The 13,653-nt window shown below is 54.2% G+C and carries 11 protein-coding genes and 3 pseudogenes; 11 read left to right on the forward strand and 3 right to left on the reverse strand.

Annotated elements, in window-relative coordinates; genetic code table 11:
* Positions 1 to 78 precede the first annotated feature (78 nt).
* Positions 79 to 1,113, reverse strand: coding sequence for an IS110 family transposase (locus tag J5274_RS28450; RefSeq protein WP_219276192.1), 1,035 nt, complete (start codon positions 1,111 to 1,113; stop codon positions 79 to 81).
* Positions 1,114 to 1,651: 538 nt separating this feature from the next.
* Between J5274_RS28450 and J5274_RS28455 the strand changes: the two are divergent.
* From J5274_RS28455 to J5274_RS28475, 6 genes and pseudogenes are all read left to right on the forward strand, one after another.
* A pseudogene (locus J5274_RS28455) lies at positions 1,652 to 2,134 on the forward strand (transposase); the annotation flags it as partial.
* Positions 2,135 to 2,941: 807 nt separating this feature from the next.
* A complete protein-coding gene (locus J5274_RS29240; protein WP_257625753.1) occupies positions 2,942 to 3,619 on the forward strand; it encodes a reverse transcriptase domain-containing protein in 678 nt (225 codons plus the stop codon).
* Between the two features lie 11 nt (positions 3,620 to 3,630).
* On the forward strand, positions 3,631 to 4,266 hold the full coding sequence (locus J5274_RS29245; RefSeq protein WP_257625752.1) for a group II intron maturase-specific domain-containing protein: 636 nt from the start codon (positions 3,631 to 3,633) through the stop codon (positions 4,264 to 4,266).
* An 84-nt stretch (positions 4,267 to 4,350) separates the two neighbouring features.
* Positions 4,351 to 5,064: pseudogene (locus J5274_RS28465) on the forward strand (IS256 family transposase); the annotation flags it as partial.
* Between the two features lie 138 nt (positions 5,065 to 5,202).
* Positions 5,203 to 7,803, forward strand: coding sequence for a two-component system VirA-like sensor kinase (locus J5274_RS28470; RefSeq protein WP_219276194.1), 2,601 nt, complete (start codon positions 5,203 to 5,205; stop codon positions 7,801 to 7,803).
* 195 nt (positions 7,804 to 7,998) lie between these two features.
* Positions 7,999 to 8,553 (forward strand): annotated as a pseudogene (locus J5274_RS28475) (transposase); the annotation flags it as partial.
* Here the strand turns inward: J5274_RS28475 and tnpB are convergent.
* Together tnpB and J5274_RS28485 are read right to left on the reverse strand one after the other, a co-directional pair.
* Entirely contained in the window at positions 8,524 to 8,754 is a 231-nt protein-coding gene (tnpB, locus tag J5274_RS29505; protein WP_219276196.1) for an IS66 family insertion sequence element accessory protein TnpB, read from the reverse strand. The pseudogene J5274_RS28475 and the gene tnpB sit on opposite strands and share 30 nt — an antisense overlap.
* Entirely contained in the window at positions 8,751 to 9,041 is a 291-nt protein-coding gene (locus J5274_RS28485; protein WP_244615577.1) for a transposase, read from the reverse strand. The genes tnpB and J5274_RS28485 overlap by 4 nt, the downstream gene beginning before the upstream one ends.
* A gap of 355 nt (positions 9,042 to 9,396) precedes the next feature.
* Between J5274_RS28485 and J5274_RS28490 the strand changes: the two genes are divergently transcribed.
* From J5274_RS28490 to J5274_RS28510, 5 genes are all read left to right on the forward strand, one after another.
* Positions 9,397 to 9,636: a hypothetical protein gene (locus tag J5274_RS28490; protein ID WP_219276198.1), complete on the forward strand. Its 240-nt coding sequence runs from the start codon at positions 9,397 to 9,399 to the stop codon at positions 9,634 to 9,636.
* Positions 9,637 to 9,846: 210 nt separating this feature from the next.
* Positions 9,847 to 10,563 (forward strand): type IV secretion system lytic transglycosylase VirB1, encoded by a 717-nt coding sequence (locus J5274_RS28495; RefSeq protein ID WP_142832336.1) that lies wholly within the window; start codon positions 9,847 to 9,849, stop codon positions 10,561 to 10,563.
* On the forward strand, positions 10,560 to 10,925 hold the full coding sequence (virB2, locus tag J5274_RS28500; RefSeq protein WP_219276200.1) for a pilin major subunit VirB2: 366 nt from the start codon (positions 10,560 to 10,562) through the stop codon (positions 10,923 to 10,925). Before J5274_RS28495 ends, virB2 begins: the two co-directional genes overlap by 4 nt.
* The gene (locus tag J5274_RS28505; protein ID WP_142832338.1) at positions 10,925 to 11,251 is read left to right on the forward strand and encodes a type IV secretion system protein VirB3; all 327 of its coding nucleotides are present in this window, start codon (positions 10,925 to 10,927) and stop codon (positions 11,249 to 11,251) included. The genes virB2 and J5274_RS28505 overlap by 1 nt, the downstream gene beginning before the upstream one ends.
* Positions 11,251 to 13,620 (forward strand): VirB4 family type IV secretion/conjugal transfer ATPase, encoded by a 2,370-nt coding sequence (locus J5274_RS28510; protein ID WP_219276202.1) that lies wholly within the window; start codon positions 11,251 to 11,253, stop codon positions 13,618 to 13,620. Before J5274_RS28505 ends, J5274_RS28510 begins: the two co-directional genes overlap by 1 nt.
* Positions 13,621 to 13,653 lie beyond the last annotated feature (33 nt).

Consider the following 13,653-nt stretch of genomic DNA (forward strand, 5'->3'; position numbering starts at 1 on the left):
TTGCTGTCCCGAACTTTCTGAATTCGGTGTCCGCGACTTACTGAAATCTTTGTCCGGGACTTTGTGAAACCCGCAGTTCTAAAAGGCTTTGCCGCTCGGCACGGCTTGGAAATGATCTTCCCTCTTCCAAAGCCCAAGCAGCAGCACGGCCAATTTGCGTGCCACCGCCGTTCGCGCCCGCTTTGGGCCCAATCGTTTTGCCAACTTCAACCCCCAGCTTCGCAAGGTGGACGGCGCGGTCACCGTTGTCAGGAGACAACCCGCTGCCTCATATAGATAGTGCCGCAACATATCGTCGCCCTGTTTGGAGATCGAGCCTGTCACATCTCGATCGCCCGACTGGTACCTTTTTGGTGTCAGGCCAACGTAAGAACCGATGGATCGGCTTTTTCCAAAACGTCGCGGATCTTCCACCGTCGCCACGAAGGCTAGGGAGGTCAGCGGTCCGACGCCAGGCACCGACATCAGATGCCAGCACGGCTTCGATGCGGCCGTTATTTGCCGCACCTTCTTATCCAGGCCGGCCAATTCCACCTCAACCCGTGCAAGCGTATCAAGAAGTGCCGCAATCCCGATATAAAGAGCATCATGTCGGTTGCAGGAAGATCGCACCTCCTCATCGAACCGCTTACCTCCGGCTCGAGCCGAGATCTTGATGCCGAACGGTCGCAGCAGCCCACGAACTTGTCCATAAAGCTGGCGCTTGACGTTGACGAGTTGCTCACGCGCGCCCAACAAAGCCTTTAGCCGATGACTTTCCATGGTCTTCACATGTACCGCAGAATACCAGCCGCTCGCCAGCATCTCGGCAAGTGCCTGCGCGTCCCCCTTGTCGGTCTTCTCAGGCCGCGCCTTCAGGGCATCGGCCGCCCGCCGCGCATCCATGCAGATGATAGGAAAGCCAAGATTCTTCAGTTCATGGTAGAGCCAGGGCGTTAGCGACCCTGTCTCAAGCCCGACCTTCACCAGATGGTCTTTCCATCTCTTCAGTCGCTCGGCGATCATCGACGGCTGCGTATCCGCGCTCCCGCGCCACACCACTCGGCGATCTTGATCCATAACGCAAATGTGTGTGCTCTTGAGGCTGACGTCCAATCCAACGTAATATTGCATCGCTGCTCTCCTAAGGTCTTCGGCAAACCAAGGCGGATGTTCTCATCAGCCGAGGGGAGCAGCAACCTCATGTATGGGATGTATTAGCCCTGCTATTATACCACGAAATTTGCCCATTAGCGACTTACTCGAGCAGATATTTAAGGTACCAAGTTAATTATGGTGCATTGAGGAGGTCTGTTCGAGCCAGCTTTTGAGGTGACGGTGGGTGCGAGGGCCTGAATCGACCGGATGGATGTTCATGGATGCCGGGCAAATATATTAATCCCCCAGAGATGCGTAGCCGCGAAATATCAGGCGCTCTGAAAATAAAAACCCTCAACAGGGAATGATACCTACAGCTAATTGCACGGTTCCAATTGGAAAAGTGAGGAGGGGGTATCCCTGAGATGCACGGCCACTACGGTCAGCAAACGATAGAAAGTGACGCCTTGCTTATCGAGGATCGTGTCCCAGCGAGTGCGGTAGCTGGGTTCATAGCCATCGGTGTTTTCCGGTAGGGTCGGGTTGCTTATGACCAACCTGAAGGACACCACCGATGACCGAGGATATGATGAACCTGCGTTCGCTTGTTGAGAAGAGCGCAGACGCAGATTTGCTGCGCGATATGATCGGCTTTGCCGCCGAGAAGCTGATGGCACTGGAAGTTGGTGCTGCGACTGGTGCAGGCTATGGCGAGAAGAGCGCGCTTCGTGTTGCCCAGCGCAACGGCTATCGCGATAGAGATTGGGAAACACGGGCTGGAACGGTGGAGTTGCGCATTCCCAAGCTTCGAACAGGCAGCTATTTCCCGAGCTTCCTGGAACCACGCCGCATGGCCGAGAAGGCTCTGACGGCCGTCATACAGGAGGCCTATATCCAGGGCATCTCGACCCGGTCCGTCGATGACCTGGTGAAGGCCATGGGGATGAGCGGCATATCTAAAAGCCAAGTCTCGCGGCTTTGCGAAGAGATCGATGTGAAGGTCAAAGCCTTTCTCGACCGTCCCATCGAGGGCGAGTGGCCATACATCTGGATCGACGGTGCGCCGTGCGGCGCGGGAGGTGCGTATGATTTAGTGTAACCTCTCAAGCTTGCCGATTTTTGACCGACGGCTGTGATGCCGTCCGATTTGCAGGAGCAGTAGATCGAAGGGGGCCAAGAAGCCTAATCGGGCGTCGCCGATTGGGTTGCATAAGCAGATTGGCCTTAACTGTACCGGATGCGGGCCATCAACCGCGGGCCGGGCTACCGCAGTGCCCATGGCGAGACAACGAAGTGAGCGTCAGAAGCCTCGAACCACAGAAATCGCTTTCATTAGCGTGATGGCGTGGAGGCACGAAAGAGCGATCAGAGGCGGTAAGGCTCGTCTATCCTTACTGCCGGGTTCTCGAAGAGACCCGAGATGGGACTGGCTCCTATGCCCCATCTCCCGCATTGCACGGGGTAGAGCTCACCGCCTAACGGCACAAAGGTTGGAAATCGGAACACGGGAACTTGGATCGTTTGCCCGGTCGGAAGCCGGGCTCGCTGCGACGGCCAGATATGGACGACACCAAGGGCGGAGCTTTCGTAGTAGTCGGAGTGCGGGAAAGCCGCATACAGGGCGAAGGAAAGCAGGAAGACGATAGGATTGCAAAAACGGAGGAGTGATCTGTGGACATGGATCATCGGGCAGACAAAGTCTGGGTACTCGGCATTCAAAGCAAACTCTATCAGTGGAGTAAGGCAAATCCCGACGACCAGTGGCGCGACATGTGGGGTTGGTTGACCGACCTCAGAGTGCTCCGCCATGCCTTGGCATCGTGTCGCCTCCAACAAAGGAGGACGCACTGCCGGGGTCGACGGGATGACGGTGGGACGCATCCGGAACCGGAGTGAGTATCGCTTCCTGGTCGATCTTCAAGCTGATCTGCGCAGTGGTGCATATCAGCCAAGTCCGGCCAGACGCAAACTGATTCCAAAGGCTGGGAAACCAGGGCAATTCCGGCCCTTGGGCATCCCCACCATCAGAGATCGCGTCGTACAAGGCGCGGTCAAGATTCTTCTGGAGCCTATCTTCGAGGCGCAATTCTGGCATGTCTCTTATGGGTTCCGACCCGGTAGAAACACGCACGGTGCCTTGGAGTACATTCGTCGGGCAGCCTTGCCCCAAAAACGGGACAAGGACACCCGGCGAAACCGGCTGCCATACCCTTGGGTGATTGAGGGGGACATCAAAGGGTGCTTCGACAATATCAATCATCATCACCTGCTCGAGCGGATGCGCAAGCGTATTGGCGATCGACGAGTGGTGCGATTGGTCGGATCCTTCCTGAAGGCCGGTGTTTTGACGGAGGATCAGTTCTTACGGACGGACGCCGGTACCCCTCAAGGCGGGATCATCTCACCATTGCTTGCGAACATCGCCCTTAGTGCGATCGAGGAGCGGTATGAAAGGTGGCCTATCACCGCCGAAAGGCCCAAGCCCGTCGCAAAAGCAACGGGGTGGCGGCAGCGGCGAGCGCCCGCGACAGTGATCGCATAGCAGGACGCTGTGTGTTTCTGCCGGTGCGCTACGCCGACGACTTCGTGGTTTTGGTGTCTGGATCGCTGGAGGAGGCTATGGCAGAGAAATCCGCTCTGGCCGACTACCTGATCGCGACGACCGGGCTAACGTTGTCGCCGGAAAAGACAAAGGTAACGGCCATGACAGAGGGCTTCGAGTTTCTCGGATTCCGCTTCAGCGCGCATTGGGATAAACGCTACGGCTATGGCCCGCGCGTTGAAATACCCAAGGCGAAGGCCGCCAACCTGCGTCACAAGGTCAAGCAACTGACGCAGCGTGACAGCATATCCGTCAGTCTTGGCGAAAAGCTCCGGAAGGTGAATTCCATCACCAGCGGATGGGCGAATTATTATCGCTACTGTGTCGGCGCTGGCCGCGTATTTGTCGATCTCGACTGGTATATTGGCCTGCGTCTTTACTGCTGGCTACGTAAGAAACGTCCAAAGGGAACACCCAGCGAACTGTGGGGCTCAAAACAGCCAAGCAGGCGCCGGGCGACGAGACGGGTTTGGGGAGAAGGGTCCATTGAGCAACACGTGCTCGGCTGGACACCTGTCGAGCGATACCGTCTCGCGTGGATGGACATGCCTGACTTTGCCATGTCTTCTGGAGAGCCGGATGCGTAACGAAAGGCGCACGTCCGGTTCGGCGAGAGGCGATGCGAAACCTGCCGCCGTAATGCGGTAAGGCGCGCATCGCCTACTCATCCCACTTACCTGAAGGTGAGACGCGGCGGTCGCATCGTCTCTGTCGCAGCGATCATCGCCGTCGGCGTCAATGCCGATGGACGCCGGGAAGTGCTTGGATTGGAGATCGGTACATCCGAGGCCGAGCCGATCTGGACAGAGTTCCTGCGCAAGCTGACGCGCCGGGGCTTGAGAGGAGTGAAGCTGGTCGTCTCCGATGCCCATGAGAGCATCAAGATCGCCGTCGGCAAGGTGCTGAATGCGACCTGGCAGCGTTGCCGGGTCCACTTCATGAGGAATGCTTTGGCCCATGCCGGAAAGAGCGGCAGACGCGTCGTCTCCGCTTTCATTGCCACAGCATTTGCTCAGGAGACGCCTGAGGCCGCCAGCACACAGTGGCGCAGCGTCGCTGATCAGATCAGGCCGAAGGTGCCAAAACTGGCCAATCTGATGGATGAGGCCGAGAACGATGTGCTGGCCTACATGACCTTTCCAAAACAGCATTGGGCCAAGCTTCACAGCACCAATCCTATCGAGCGTCTCAACGGCGAGATCAAACGACGCACCGAGGTTGTCGGCATCTTTCCTAACGAGGATGCCATCATCCGTCTCGTCGGTGCTCTGCTGCTCGAACAGAACGACGAATGGGCGGTTCAGCGATCCCGTTACATGACACTGGAAACAATCGCCCAAATGAGCGATGATCCCCTTATCAGCATGCCAGCCGTGGCACGCTGATATTCCCTCCGGCCATCACCGGGAGGCACCGTGGATGTCACAAGCTACACCATTCTGCGGGACACGATCTTATCGAGCGATAAAAAATCTGAATAACTTTAGAGCCAATCAATGAGTAAGTGAAGGATGTAGTCATCCATGTCCAATATTTTCGTTCCAGCATTGTTTCGGGTCTTCAGTTCAGAAAAATCTAAGCGTTCGATCAAAGCTCCCCCAAGAAGACGGCTGTTCTCGAATATTTGCCGACCTCTTACACAGCTTGTTCAGCCGCAATGCGAAGTAGGACTCATCATAGTTCTCATAATTGTTGCCGTATTCTCGGCCGTTCTGGCAACAATTGGTTGGTGCGACAATGACAGCAACCAGGCGATCCTCACTGAACTTCGGACGATTGAGATTGCGAGTGCAATGCTGCAGCGTGACGTCCTCAGTGTTCGCACAGATTTCCTGCGCGACCTGAACCCTGCTTTCGCTAATTTGAAAGCGCTACGGGCGAGCGTTACGAAATTGCAAAATATGTTCGGCACTATTGCTCATTATCAGGCTGACGGGCTTGGGACAGTTCTGATGCGGGTTGACGCCTCGGTCAGCGAAGCTGAGTTAGCTGTCGCTTCGTTCAAAGCCAAATGTGTGGCCCTGGAAGAATCTTATGCACGGTTCGAACGCTCTCTAGAAGAGATGTCAGCGCCCTCTCAAAACTTCCGCGCATCAGATGAAAGGTTAATCAGTCAACTGAATAGTCTCATGCCGCAATTTGTGCTCCATCAAAACAAATCAATGGCATCGAAAATCACTACGTATCTTGACGCGTTAGAACGCGTGGAAGTCGAAAACGAAGATTTGAAAAACAGCACCGTGCGCAACGGCAGATTGATCATTTCTCAAATTGATGAGATCAACGAGTCGTTTTCTGTCATTCAGTCTTCAAATATTGTCGACACAACGAAGGAGTTAGAACAGAAGTATCTCAAACTGTATCGATCAGACCACATTAAGGAGCAAATTTCCCGCATATTTGTTGGCATTATCTCGTTAAGCCTGTGCCTATACATTTTCTTCTTAATTCGCGAGTTTCAAAATCAAAACCGGAGATTGTCGCGCAGGTTGAAGTTCGAGGAAATGATCAAAACCGTCGGGACTTGTTTTAACGATCATCTTTATACGCAGCGATCATTGGAACAATCAGCCCAAACCGCTTTAGTATTGGTCAAGGATTTCTTTTGCGCAAAACAGTGCACACTGGTGTTGATAGACATCAACGGCGATCGAATAAAGGAAGCCTTCTCATCCGACAATAGTGACCTCGTTCTGGACCTCAAGAAAATTTGCGACATTTCCAAACTGGTCTGTAAAAATTATAACGATCCATTATTTCGTATTATGCCCTCTAAAGAGGTCGGTTGTTTAAGCAATGAAAATGCCGGCCTGTGCTTGTTGCTTGCCTTGAAGGTTTCCAATGATACGCTGGCTATCTGCTCTGCGGCTTACGATGCGGATCGCCTGGTGGTGTCTCCTTGCGAAATTCAACTTTTTGAACTCGCGGCGAGGTGCGTATACCACTACGCAGACATTATGCGCAGGCAGACTGAATGCAAAAACCTTGAGAGACGGCTCGCGCACGCCGAGCGGCTGAAAGCCATGGGGACAGTCGCGGGGGGGATTGCACACGAGTTCAACAATATTCTTAGTTCCATTCTGGGATACGCGCAACTAATGCGGGAAAATATAATTTCATACTCTCTAATCCGCCAATATTCAGAACACATTCTTTTTGCTGGCGACAGGGCGAGGCTGATAATAGATCAAATCCTCGCCATGAGCCGAAAAGTTGATCGGACGACAATGCCTTTCAATGTTTCCGATCTGATCATTGATATCTTGCCGCTACTCCGTATGCAGCTTGGGAAGGGCATCGAACTGGATGTCAATCTTGAACAGAGACACTCCGTTATCGATGGCAATCCACTGGAGCTACAACAGATCTTGATGAATTTATGCAAAAACGCCTCCGAAGCGACAGGAGCCAAAGGGCAGATCTACATTAACGTGTCACGCATTCTATTGCCGGAGCAAAGGATTCTGTCCCACAGTGTTATACCGGGCGGCGAGTATATCCTGCTGGGCATCTCGGATAATGGATCCGGAATCGCGAAGACAGCTTTACCCCGTATTTTTGATCCCTTTTTCACCACGCGCACGCGTTCGGGGGGTACGGGTTTGGGACTTTCCGCTGTTCATGCGCATGTCAGCGCACTCGGGGGATATGTCGACGTTACTTCGATTGTGGGAAAAGGTACGAACTTCAATATCTATCTCCAGCCGTCCCTCGAAAAACCAGTCGCGCTTCACAAACATTTTGGGTTTCACGCAACGCCCCTCGGCAGAGGCGAGACTGTTGCCATAATAGATCCAGATCAGGCAGCCTTGGCTCTTTACGAAGAGAAAGTCGCCGCCTTAGGATACGAACCTGTCGGTTTTACAAATATGAGGGACCTTGTCGATTGGACTTCGAGTGGACAAAAATTGAATTTGATTCTGACCACTTACGACATGTTTCTTGAGGGTCGAAGTATGGAAACTGCGGATTTTGTTTTAAAAACGTCGCCCACAATCGTCATCATAAAAGACAGTACAAACATATCGGATGCTTACGCTGAAGATGGGACGACCTGCTTTTTATTAGAGCCTGTGTCGTCGCGCGCAATGGCCCGCGCTCTCAACTTGAAAATAGCTGAGTAGTAAGTGCTGACCGAGTGAGGTCTGCATAGAATTCGCATGGCGAAACAAACCGTGTGTCCTACCAGAGCTCAATGAAATTAACTTACGGAGTTCCGTTTCGGGTCAAGTCATAGTTCAACATGGTGGAAGAAGATTTCGCTGCGGGAACGGCTCTCAGTATCAGTCAGTATATACTGCTGATGATCGTAAGACCGTATGTCCTTCTTCTCGCCTGGGGTGGCTCATCCTACACTGGACTTCCGAGGGTTGCTCGGACAGACCGAGCCGATCCTCATCACAGGAGGACGAGCCGTGGCAGATTATAGAGAAGCTTTTGTTGGAATCGACGTCGCAAAGCTGAAGAATGCTATTTCTGTTGCCGAATCTGGCCGGGACGGAGAGGTTCGGTATTTCGGTGAGGTTGAGGCGACGGATGCCAGCATACGCCGCGTAATCCAGCGAATAACCGCAAAGTTTGATCGCGTGCATTTCTGTTATGAGGCAGGCCCGACGGCCTATGGTCTACATCGGCTGATCCGGTCGCTTGGCCATGAATGTATTGTTGTAGCCCCGTCGTTGATCCCGAGGAAGCCCGGCGACCGTGTGAAGACGAACCGTCGAGATTCACTCGCGCTCGCCCGGCTATTAAGAGCCGGCGAGCTAACGGCGGTGTGGGTCCCCGACGAAAGCCATGAAGCTATGCGCGATCTTGTTCGTGCTCGCGCTGCTGCTGTCGAGACACTACGGGTTCACCGGCAACAGATAAGTGCTTTGTAGGCCATGACGATTCCTGAGCCATCCCAGTAGATCAGCTTGGTCCGCCTTGCGAGACCGGAACACGAAAACCGTTCCGGTGAACGGGTCGTTGTGCAGTTCGTTCTTCACCAGCGCCGCCAAGCCGTCATGGCCCTTGGGGAAATCTACGGGCTTGGTCGCTACCATGATCCTGACACGGTTCGACGTAAAGATCATGTCGCCGCCGCCAGAGCTCGGGCGATGGCAGATATCCGGCCAGCAGACGCACCATCCACAAGACGAATGGTGACTGGACCCAGGACGATCTCGGCGCGCGTGGCGGCCTTGACCGTCGGCTGCTTTGGCGCTGGCGTCTCGATGACGATCGCCGAAAACTCGACCGCGTTTTCCGGCTCTGGCAACAACAACTTGCCCTGCCGCGCCAGCGTGCGCCAGGACGACAGGTGGTTGGCCTTCAGGCCGTAGCGTCCTGCTACTTCATTCACCGTTGCGCCTGGTCGCAAGCTCTCTGAAACGATCCGTGCCTTGACCTCATCCGGCCATTGGCGATGCGATGCGCCTCACCCCTGCTCCGTCGCGTTGTGACGACCTTCAACGTAGACTCCATAGAGAAACTCCTTGTCGCTCGTCCATGGTCTGTCGATCACACATCAGGCGTTTGACGACAATGTGGGGGTAAAACACCGGTTACTCCAGAGTTCGATTTCATGAAAGTGCAACAGCTTCAGCACTTTCGCGCTGTGCTTGAGGTCTCGCGACAAGCGATCAAGGTAGGCAGAGGATGACGTCCCTAAATCTCCCGTCATATCCGCTTACGACGCGCACGCCACCATCATCATGAATGAGGCGGAATAGCAAATGTCCAACAATCTCGTGGTTCCTGAAAATATCACGATCCTGCCCCTGCTGTCAAAGTCGCCTGAGTTGAACCCGGTCGAAAACCTCTGCCAGCTGATGCGCCAGAACGGGCTCTCGAACGAGATTTTCGAATCCTACCGAGATATTGTCGACCATTGCCGCGACGCCCGGCGGAATCTTGAAAGGCAGCCATGGCGCATCATCTCTATAGGTCGCCTTAAATGGGCACATTGGTTCTGATCATTGAGCGCTTTTACAACTAAAACAACCTTTGGTTTAGGATAAACATCAAGTCAAACTCCATTGCATTGCGCTCGTCTTTCAATTGAAACATGAAGTCAGTGTTTCAAAATCGAAACGTAACAGGCTACTCGCACAATCAATCTCGTCAGATGTAGTTGTTCCTTTCAACAAGGCGCAACGGCGGTAACGGATGCGAGGATATTGCGCATGTTGAAAACAACAGGCGGCTTCTCCACGGTTTTGTGGGCATTGATGATTCAGCCCGCAGCGGCGGCTCCCCTTTCTTTGATGACATTTGACCGCTACGCCCAAGAGTGCGGGCCATCTGTCGCGTCTTCTACGCTTGCGGCAATTGCTAAAGTTGAAAGCCAGCTGGATCCGCTCGCCATGCACGACAACACGACGGGCGAGACCCTTCACTGGAATGAGCAGGCGCGAGCCATTCGCAGCGCCAGCGATCGACTTCAGGCGGGTCATTCCATTGATGTCGGATTAATGCAAATCAACTCAGCGAATTTCTCGACCTTGCGCCTGTCAATCGGAGAAGCCTTTGAGCCATGCCCGTCCTTATCAGCTGCAGCCAGGATTCTCGTCAAGAGTTACCGTGGAGGCACGACGACCAAGGAAAGGCAACAATCTCTCCGTCAAGCGCTCTCGATGTACAACACCGGCGATCCGCAAGATGGGTTTGCAAACGGGTATGTACGCAGGGTTGAAGTTGCAGCCCAACAACTTGTTCCAGCATTGAGTGACGTTTCAAAAAACGAAAATGGTGACGATAGGATGGAAGAGACGTGGAACGTTTGGGAAACCTACGATCAGCAGCGTCTGCCATCCGTACCGCCCGATCTTCGTGGTTCTGATCCGCCTGTTTCTGAACATAAAAACCAGATCTTGCTCGACTTAAAGGATGGAGGTGCATGATGCATGCATTGGACGACAGACAACAATCAAAGTTTTTTTGCGCTGTGCAACGGGCAGTGCGGCATGTCGCTACCTGTGCCCGAGCCGTTGTCACGACCGTCGCAATAAGCGCCGTCTTATCTAGACCGGCTGCGGCACAGGCTTCGGGGGGGACTGACCCGACGGCTATGGTAAACAACATATGTACGTTTATCCTTGGTCCTTTTGGACAGTCGCTCGCGGTACTCGGGATTGTTGCCATCGGTGTGTCCTGGATGTTCGGCCGTGCCTCGCTCGGTCTGGTCGCCGGCGTTGTCGGAGGCATCGTGATCATGTTTGGGGCCAGTTTTCTGGGGCGGACGCTTACGGGAGGTGGCGGCTGATGAGAGAACGTTTAGAGGAATCAACTCTCTATCTGGCAGCTACGCGGCCAGCGCTGTTTCTAGGCGTCCCGCTTACAATGGCCGGATTGTTCATGATGATGGCGGGGTTTGTCATCGTCATAGTGCAGAACCCGCTTTACGAAATGATCCTTATTCCGTTGTGGCTCGCCGCGCGGCTTATTGTCGAGCGTGACTACAATGCCGCCAGCGTTGTTTTGCTGTTCTTGCAGACGGCGGGCAGGAGTGTCGATGGAGCGACTTGGGGAGGAGCCAGTGTTAGCCCCAATCCAATCAAGGTACCAAAGCGGGGAAGAGGAATAGCCTGATGCTTGGCAATAGTGGTACAGCTGAGAGATCTGGCGAAGTCTATCTGCCTTATGTCGGTCATCTCAATGACAATGTCGTGCTTCTCGCAGACGGATCGATTATGACGATGGCGCATGTCAGCGGTCTTGCCTTTGAGCTGGAAGACAATGAAACGCGCAATGCGCGCGCACGCGCTTTCAATATGCTTTTCCGCAACATTGCGGATGACAATGTGTCGATCTATGCCCATCTCGTCCGTCATAGCGATGTGAGGCCCCCGCCTCCACGGAATTTTCGGAGTGTCTTTGCAGCGCGTCTTGATCATGCTTTCGAAGAGCGTGTGCTTTCGGGTAATCTCTATCGAAACGATCATTTCCTCGCTCTTATGATCCATCCGCGCACGGCACTCGGCAACGTCAGGGGCAGGTTTGCCAGATTTCACAAAAAAAAGGAGAGCGATCTTGCAAACCAGATGCGCCACATTGAGGACGTGTGGCATGTGGTATCCGGTGCTCTCGAAATGTATGGCCTGCGGCGACTCGGGATCAGGGAGAAAAATGAAGTCCTGTTTAGCGAGGTTGGCGAAGCATTGCGGCTGATCATGACCTGCCGTTTTGCCAGGGTACCACTGGTCAGCGGATCGCTTGGCGCATCCATCTATACGGATCGCGTCATCTGCGGCAAACGCGCTATCGAAATAAGGACGCCTAAGGACCGGTATGTCGGCTCCATCTTCTCCTTTCGGGAATATCCTGCAAAAACCCGACCGGGCATGCTCAATACATTGCTATCATCGGATTTCCCGCTTGTCCTGAGCCAGAGCTTTTCTTTTCTCACGCGCGCCCAGGCCCACGCCAAACTGAGCCTGAAATCCAGCCAGATGCAAAGCGCCGGCGACAAGGCTGTGACGCAGGTCAGCGCGCTGGGCGAGGCAGAAGATGCCTTGGCCAGCGGTGAATTCGTGATGGGTTCTCATCACCTGAGCCTTTGCGTCTATGGCGAAGATCTCAACCAACTGGCAAATTGCGGAGCGAAAGCCCGTACTCGCCTGGCCGACGCCGGTGCCGTCATCGTCCAGGAAGGAATCGGCATGGAAGCGGCCTATTGGTCGCAGCTTCCAGGGAATATGAGATGGCGCACACGTCCAGGGGCAATCACGTCGCACAATTTTGCCGGTTTGGTGTCATTCGAGAACTTCCCTGAAGGCTCATCATCCGGCCACTGGGGGGATGCAATAGCCCGCTTCCGCACAAACGGTGGAACCGCTTTCGATTATATTCCGCACGAGCATGATGTCGGTATGACCGCGATATTCGGGCCGATAGGCCGCGGCAAGACCACGCTCATGACTTTCCTGCTTGCAATGCTGGAGCAAAGCATGGTCAGCCGCAGTGGAACCGTGGTGTTCTTTGACAAGGATCGAGGCGGTGAATTGTTGGTGCGAGCGACAGGCGGAACCTACCTTGCTCTCAGGAGAGGTGTTCCAAGTGGCTTGGCACCTTTGCGCGGTCTTTCCAATACGCCGATGTCCCGGGACTTTTTGCGGCAATGGATCATGGCCCTGATCGAAAGCGATGGGCGCGGCAGCATCACTCCGGAGGAAAACCGACTTCTGGAGCGCGGGATAAGACGGCAGATGTCATACGAGCCACAGATGAGATCACTTGCTGGTCTGCGAGAGTTTCTTCTGCATGGACCTTCAGAAGGGGCCGGCGCGCGCCTGCAACGCTGGTGCCGGAACAACGCGCTCGGATGGGCCTTCGACGGTGAAACCGACGACGTCAAGTTGGATCCCTCTATCACAGGGTTCGATATGACACATCTTCTGGAATACGAGGACGTATGCGCGCCGGCTGCTGCTTACCTTCTTCACCGGATCGGGGAAGTTGTCGATGGTCGTCGATTTGTGATGAGTTGCGATGAATTCCGCGCCTACTTGCTTAACCCCAAATTCTCCTCGGTCATCGACAAGTTCCTGCTCACAGTGCGCAAGAACAATGGGCTGTTGATCCTTGCGACACAACAGCCGGAACACGTGCTGGAATCCAGTCTTGGTGCCAGTCTTGTGGCACAATGCATGACGAAGATTTTCTACCCTTCGCCCACCGCCGACCGATCTGCGTATATCGACGGTCTGAAATGTACCGAAAGAGAATTCCAGGCTGTGCGTGAGGATATGGCGATCGGCAGCCGCAAATTTCTCCTGAAGCGAGAGAGTGGCAGTGTCATTTGCGAATTCGATCTCCGCGATATTCGTGAATTTGTCGCCGTTCTGTCTGGGCGCGCCAATACGGTCCGGTTTGTGGATCAGCTTCGCAAGACTTGCGGAGAGGATCCTTCAGCATGGCTCGAGACATTTATGGACCGCTACCATGAAGCAGGCGATTAAGAGTGTCCGGTCATGGCTGAAACACGTTTCACG

Origin of the sequence: Rhizobium sp. L51/94 (assembly GCF_019355555.1) — a bacterium.
GTDB classification, from domain to species: Bacteria; Pseudomonadota; Alphaproteobacteria; order Rhizobiales; family Rhizobiaceae; genus Rhizobium; species Rhizobium rhododendri.

Bases quoted from the DNA above. Each gene is read 5' to 3' on its own strand.
- virB2 (WP_219276200.1), top strand. From the start codon at position 10,560: ATGATGCATGCATTGGACGACAGACAACAATCAAAGTTTTTTTGCGCT.
- J5274_RS28450 (WP_219276192.1), bottom strand. From the start codon at position 1,113: ATGCAATATTACGTTGGATTGGACGTCAGCCTCAAGAGCACACACATT.
- J5274_RS28495 (WP_142832336.1), top strand. From the start codon at position 9,847: ATGTTGAAAACAACAGGCGGCTTCTCCACGGTTTTGTGGGCATTGATG.
- J5274_RS29240 (WP_257625753.1), top strand. From the start codon at position 2,942: ATGACGGTGGGACGCATCCGGAACCGGAGTGAGTATCGCTTCCTGGTC.
- J5274_RS28470 (WP_219276194.1), top strand. From the start codon at position 5,203: ATGTCCAATATTTTCGTTCCAGCATTGTTTCGGGTCTTCAGTTCAGAA.
- J5274_RS28490 (WP_219276198.1), top strand. From the start codon at position 9,397: ATGTCCAACAATCTCGTGGTTCCTGAAAATATCACGATCCTGCCCCTG.
- J5274_RS28510 (WP_219276202.1), top strand. From the start codon at position 11,251: ATGCTTGGCAATAGTGGTACAGCTGAGAGATCTGGCGAAGTCTATCTG.
- tnpB (WP_219276196.1), bottom strand. From the start codon at position 8,754: ATGATCTTTACGTCGAACCGTGTCAGGATCATGGTAGCGACCAAGCCC.
- J5274_RS28505 (WP_142832338.1), top strand. From the start codon at position 10,925: ATGAGAGAACGTTTAGAGGAATCAACTCTCTATCTGGCAGCTACGCGG.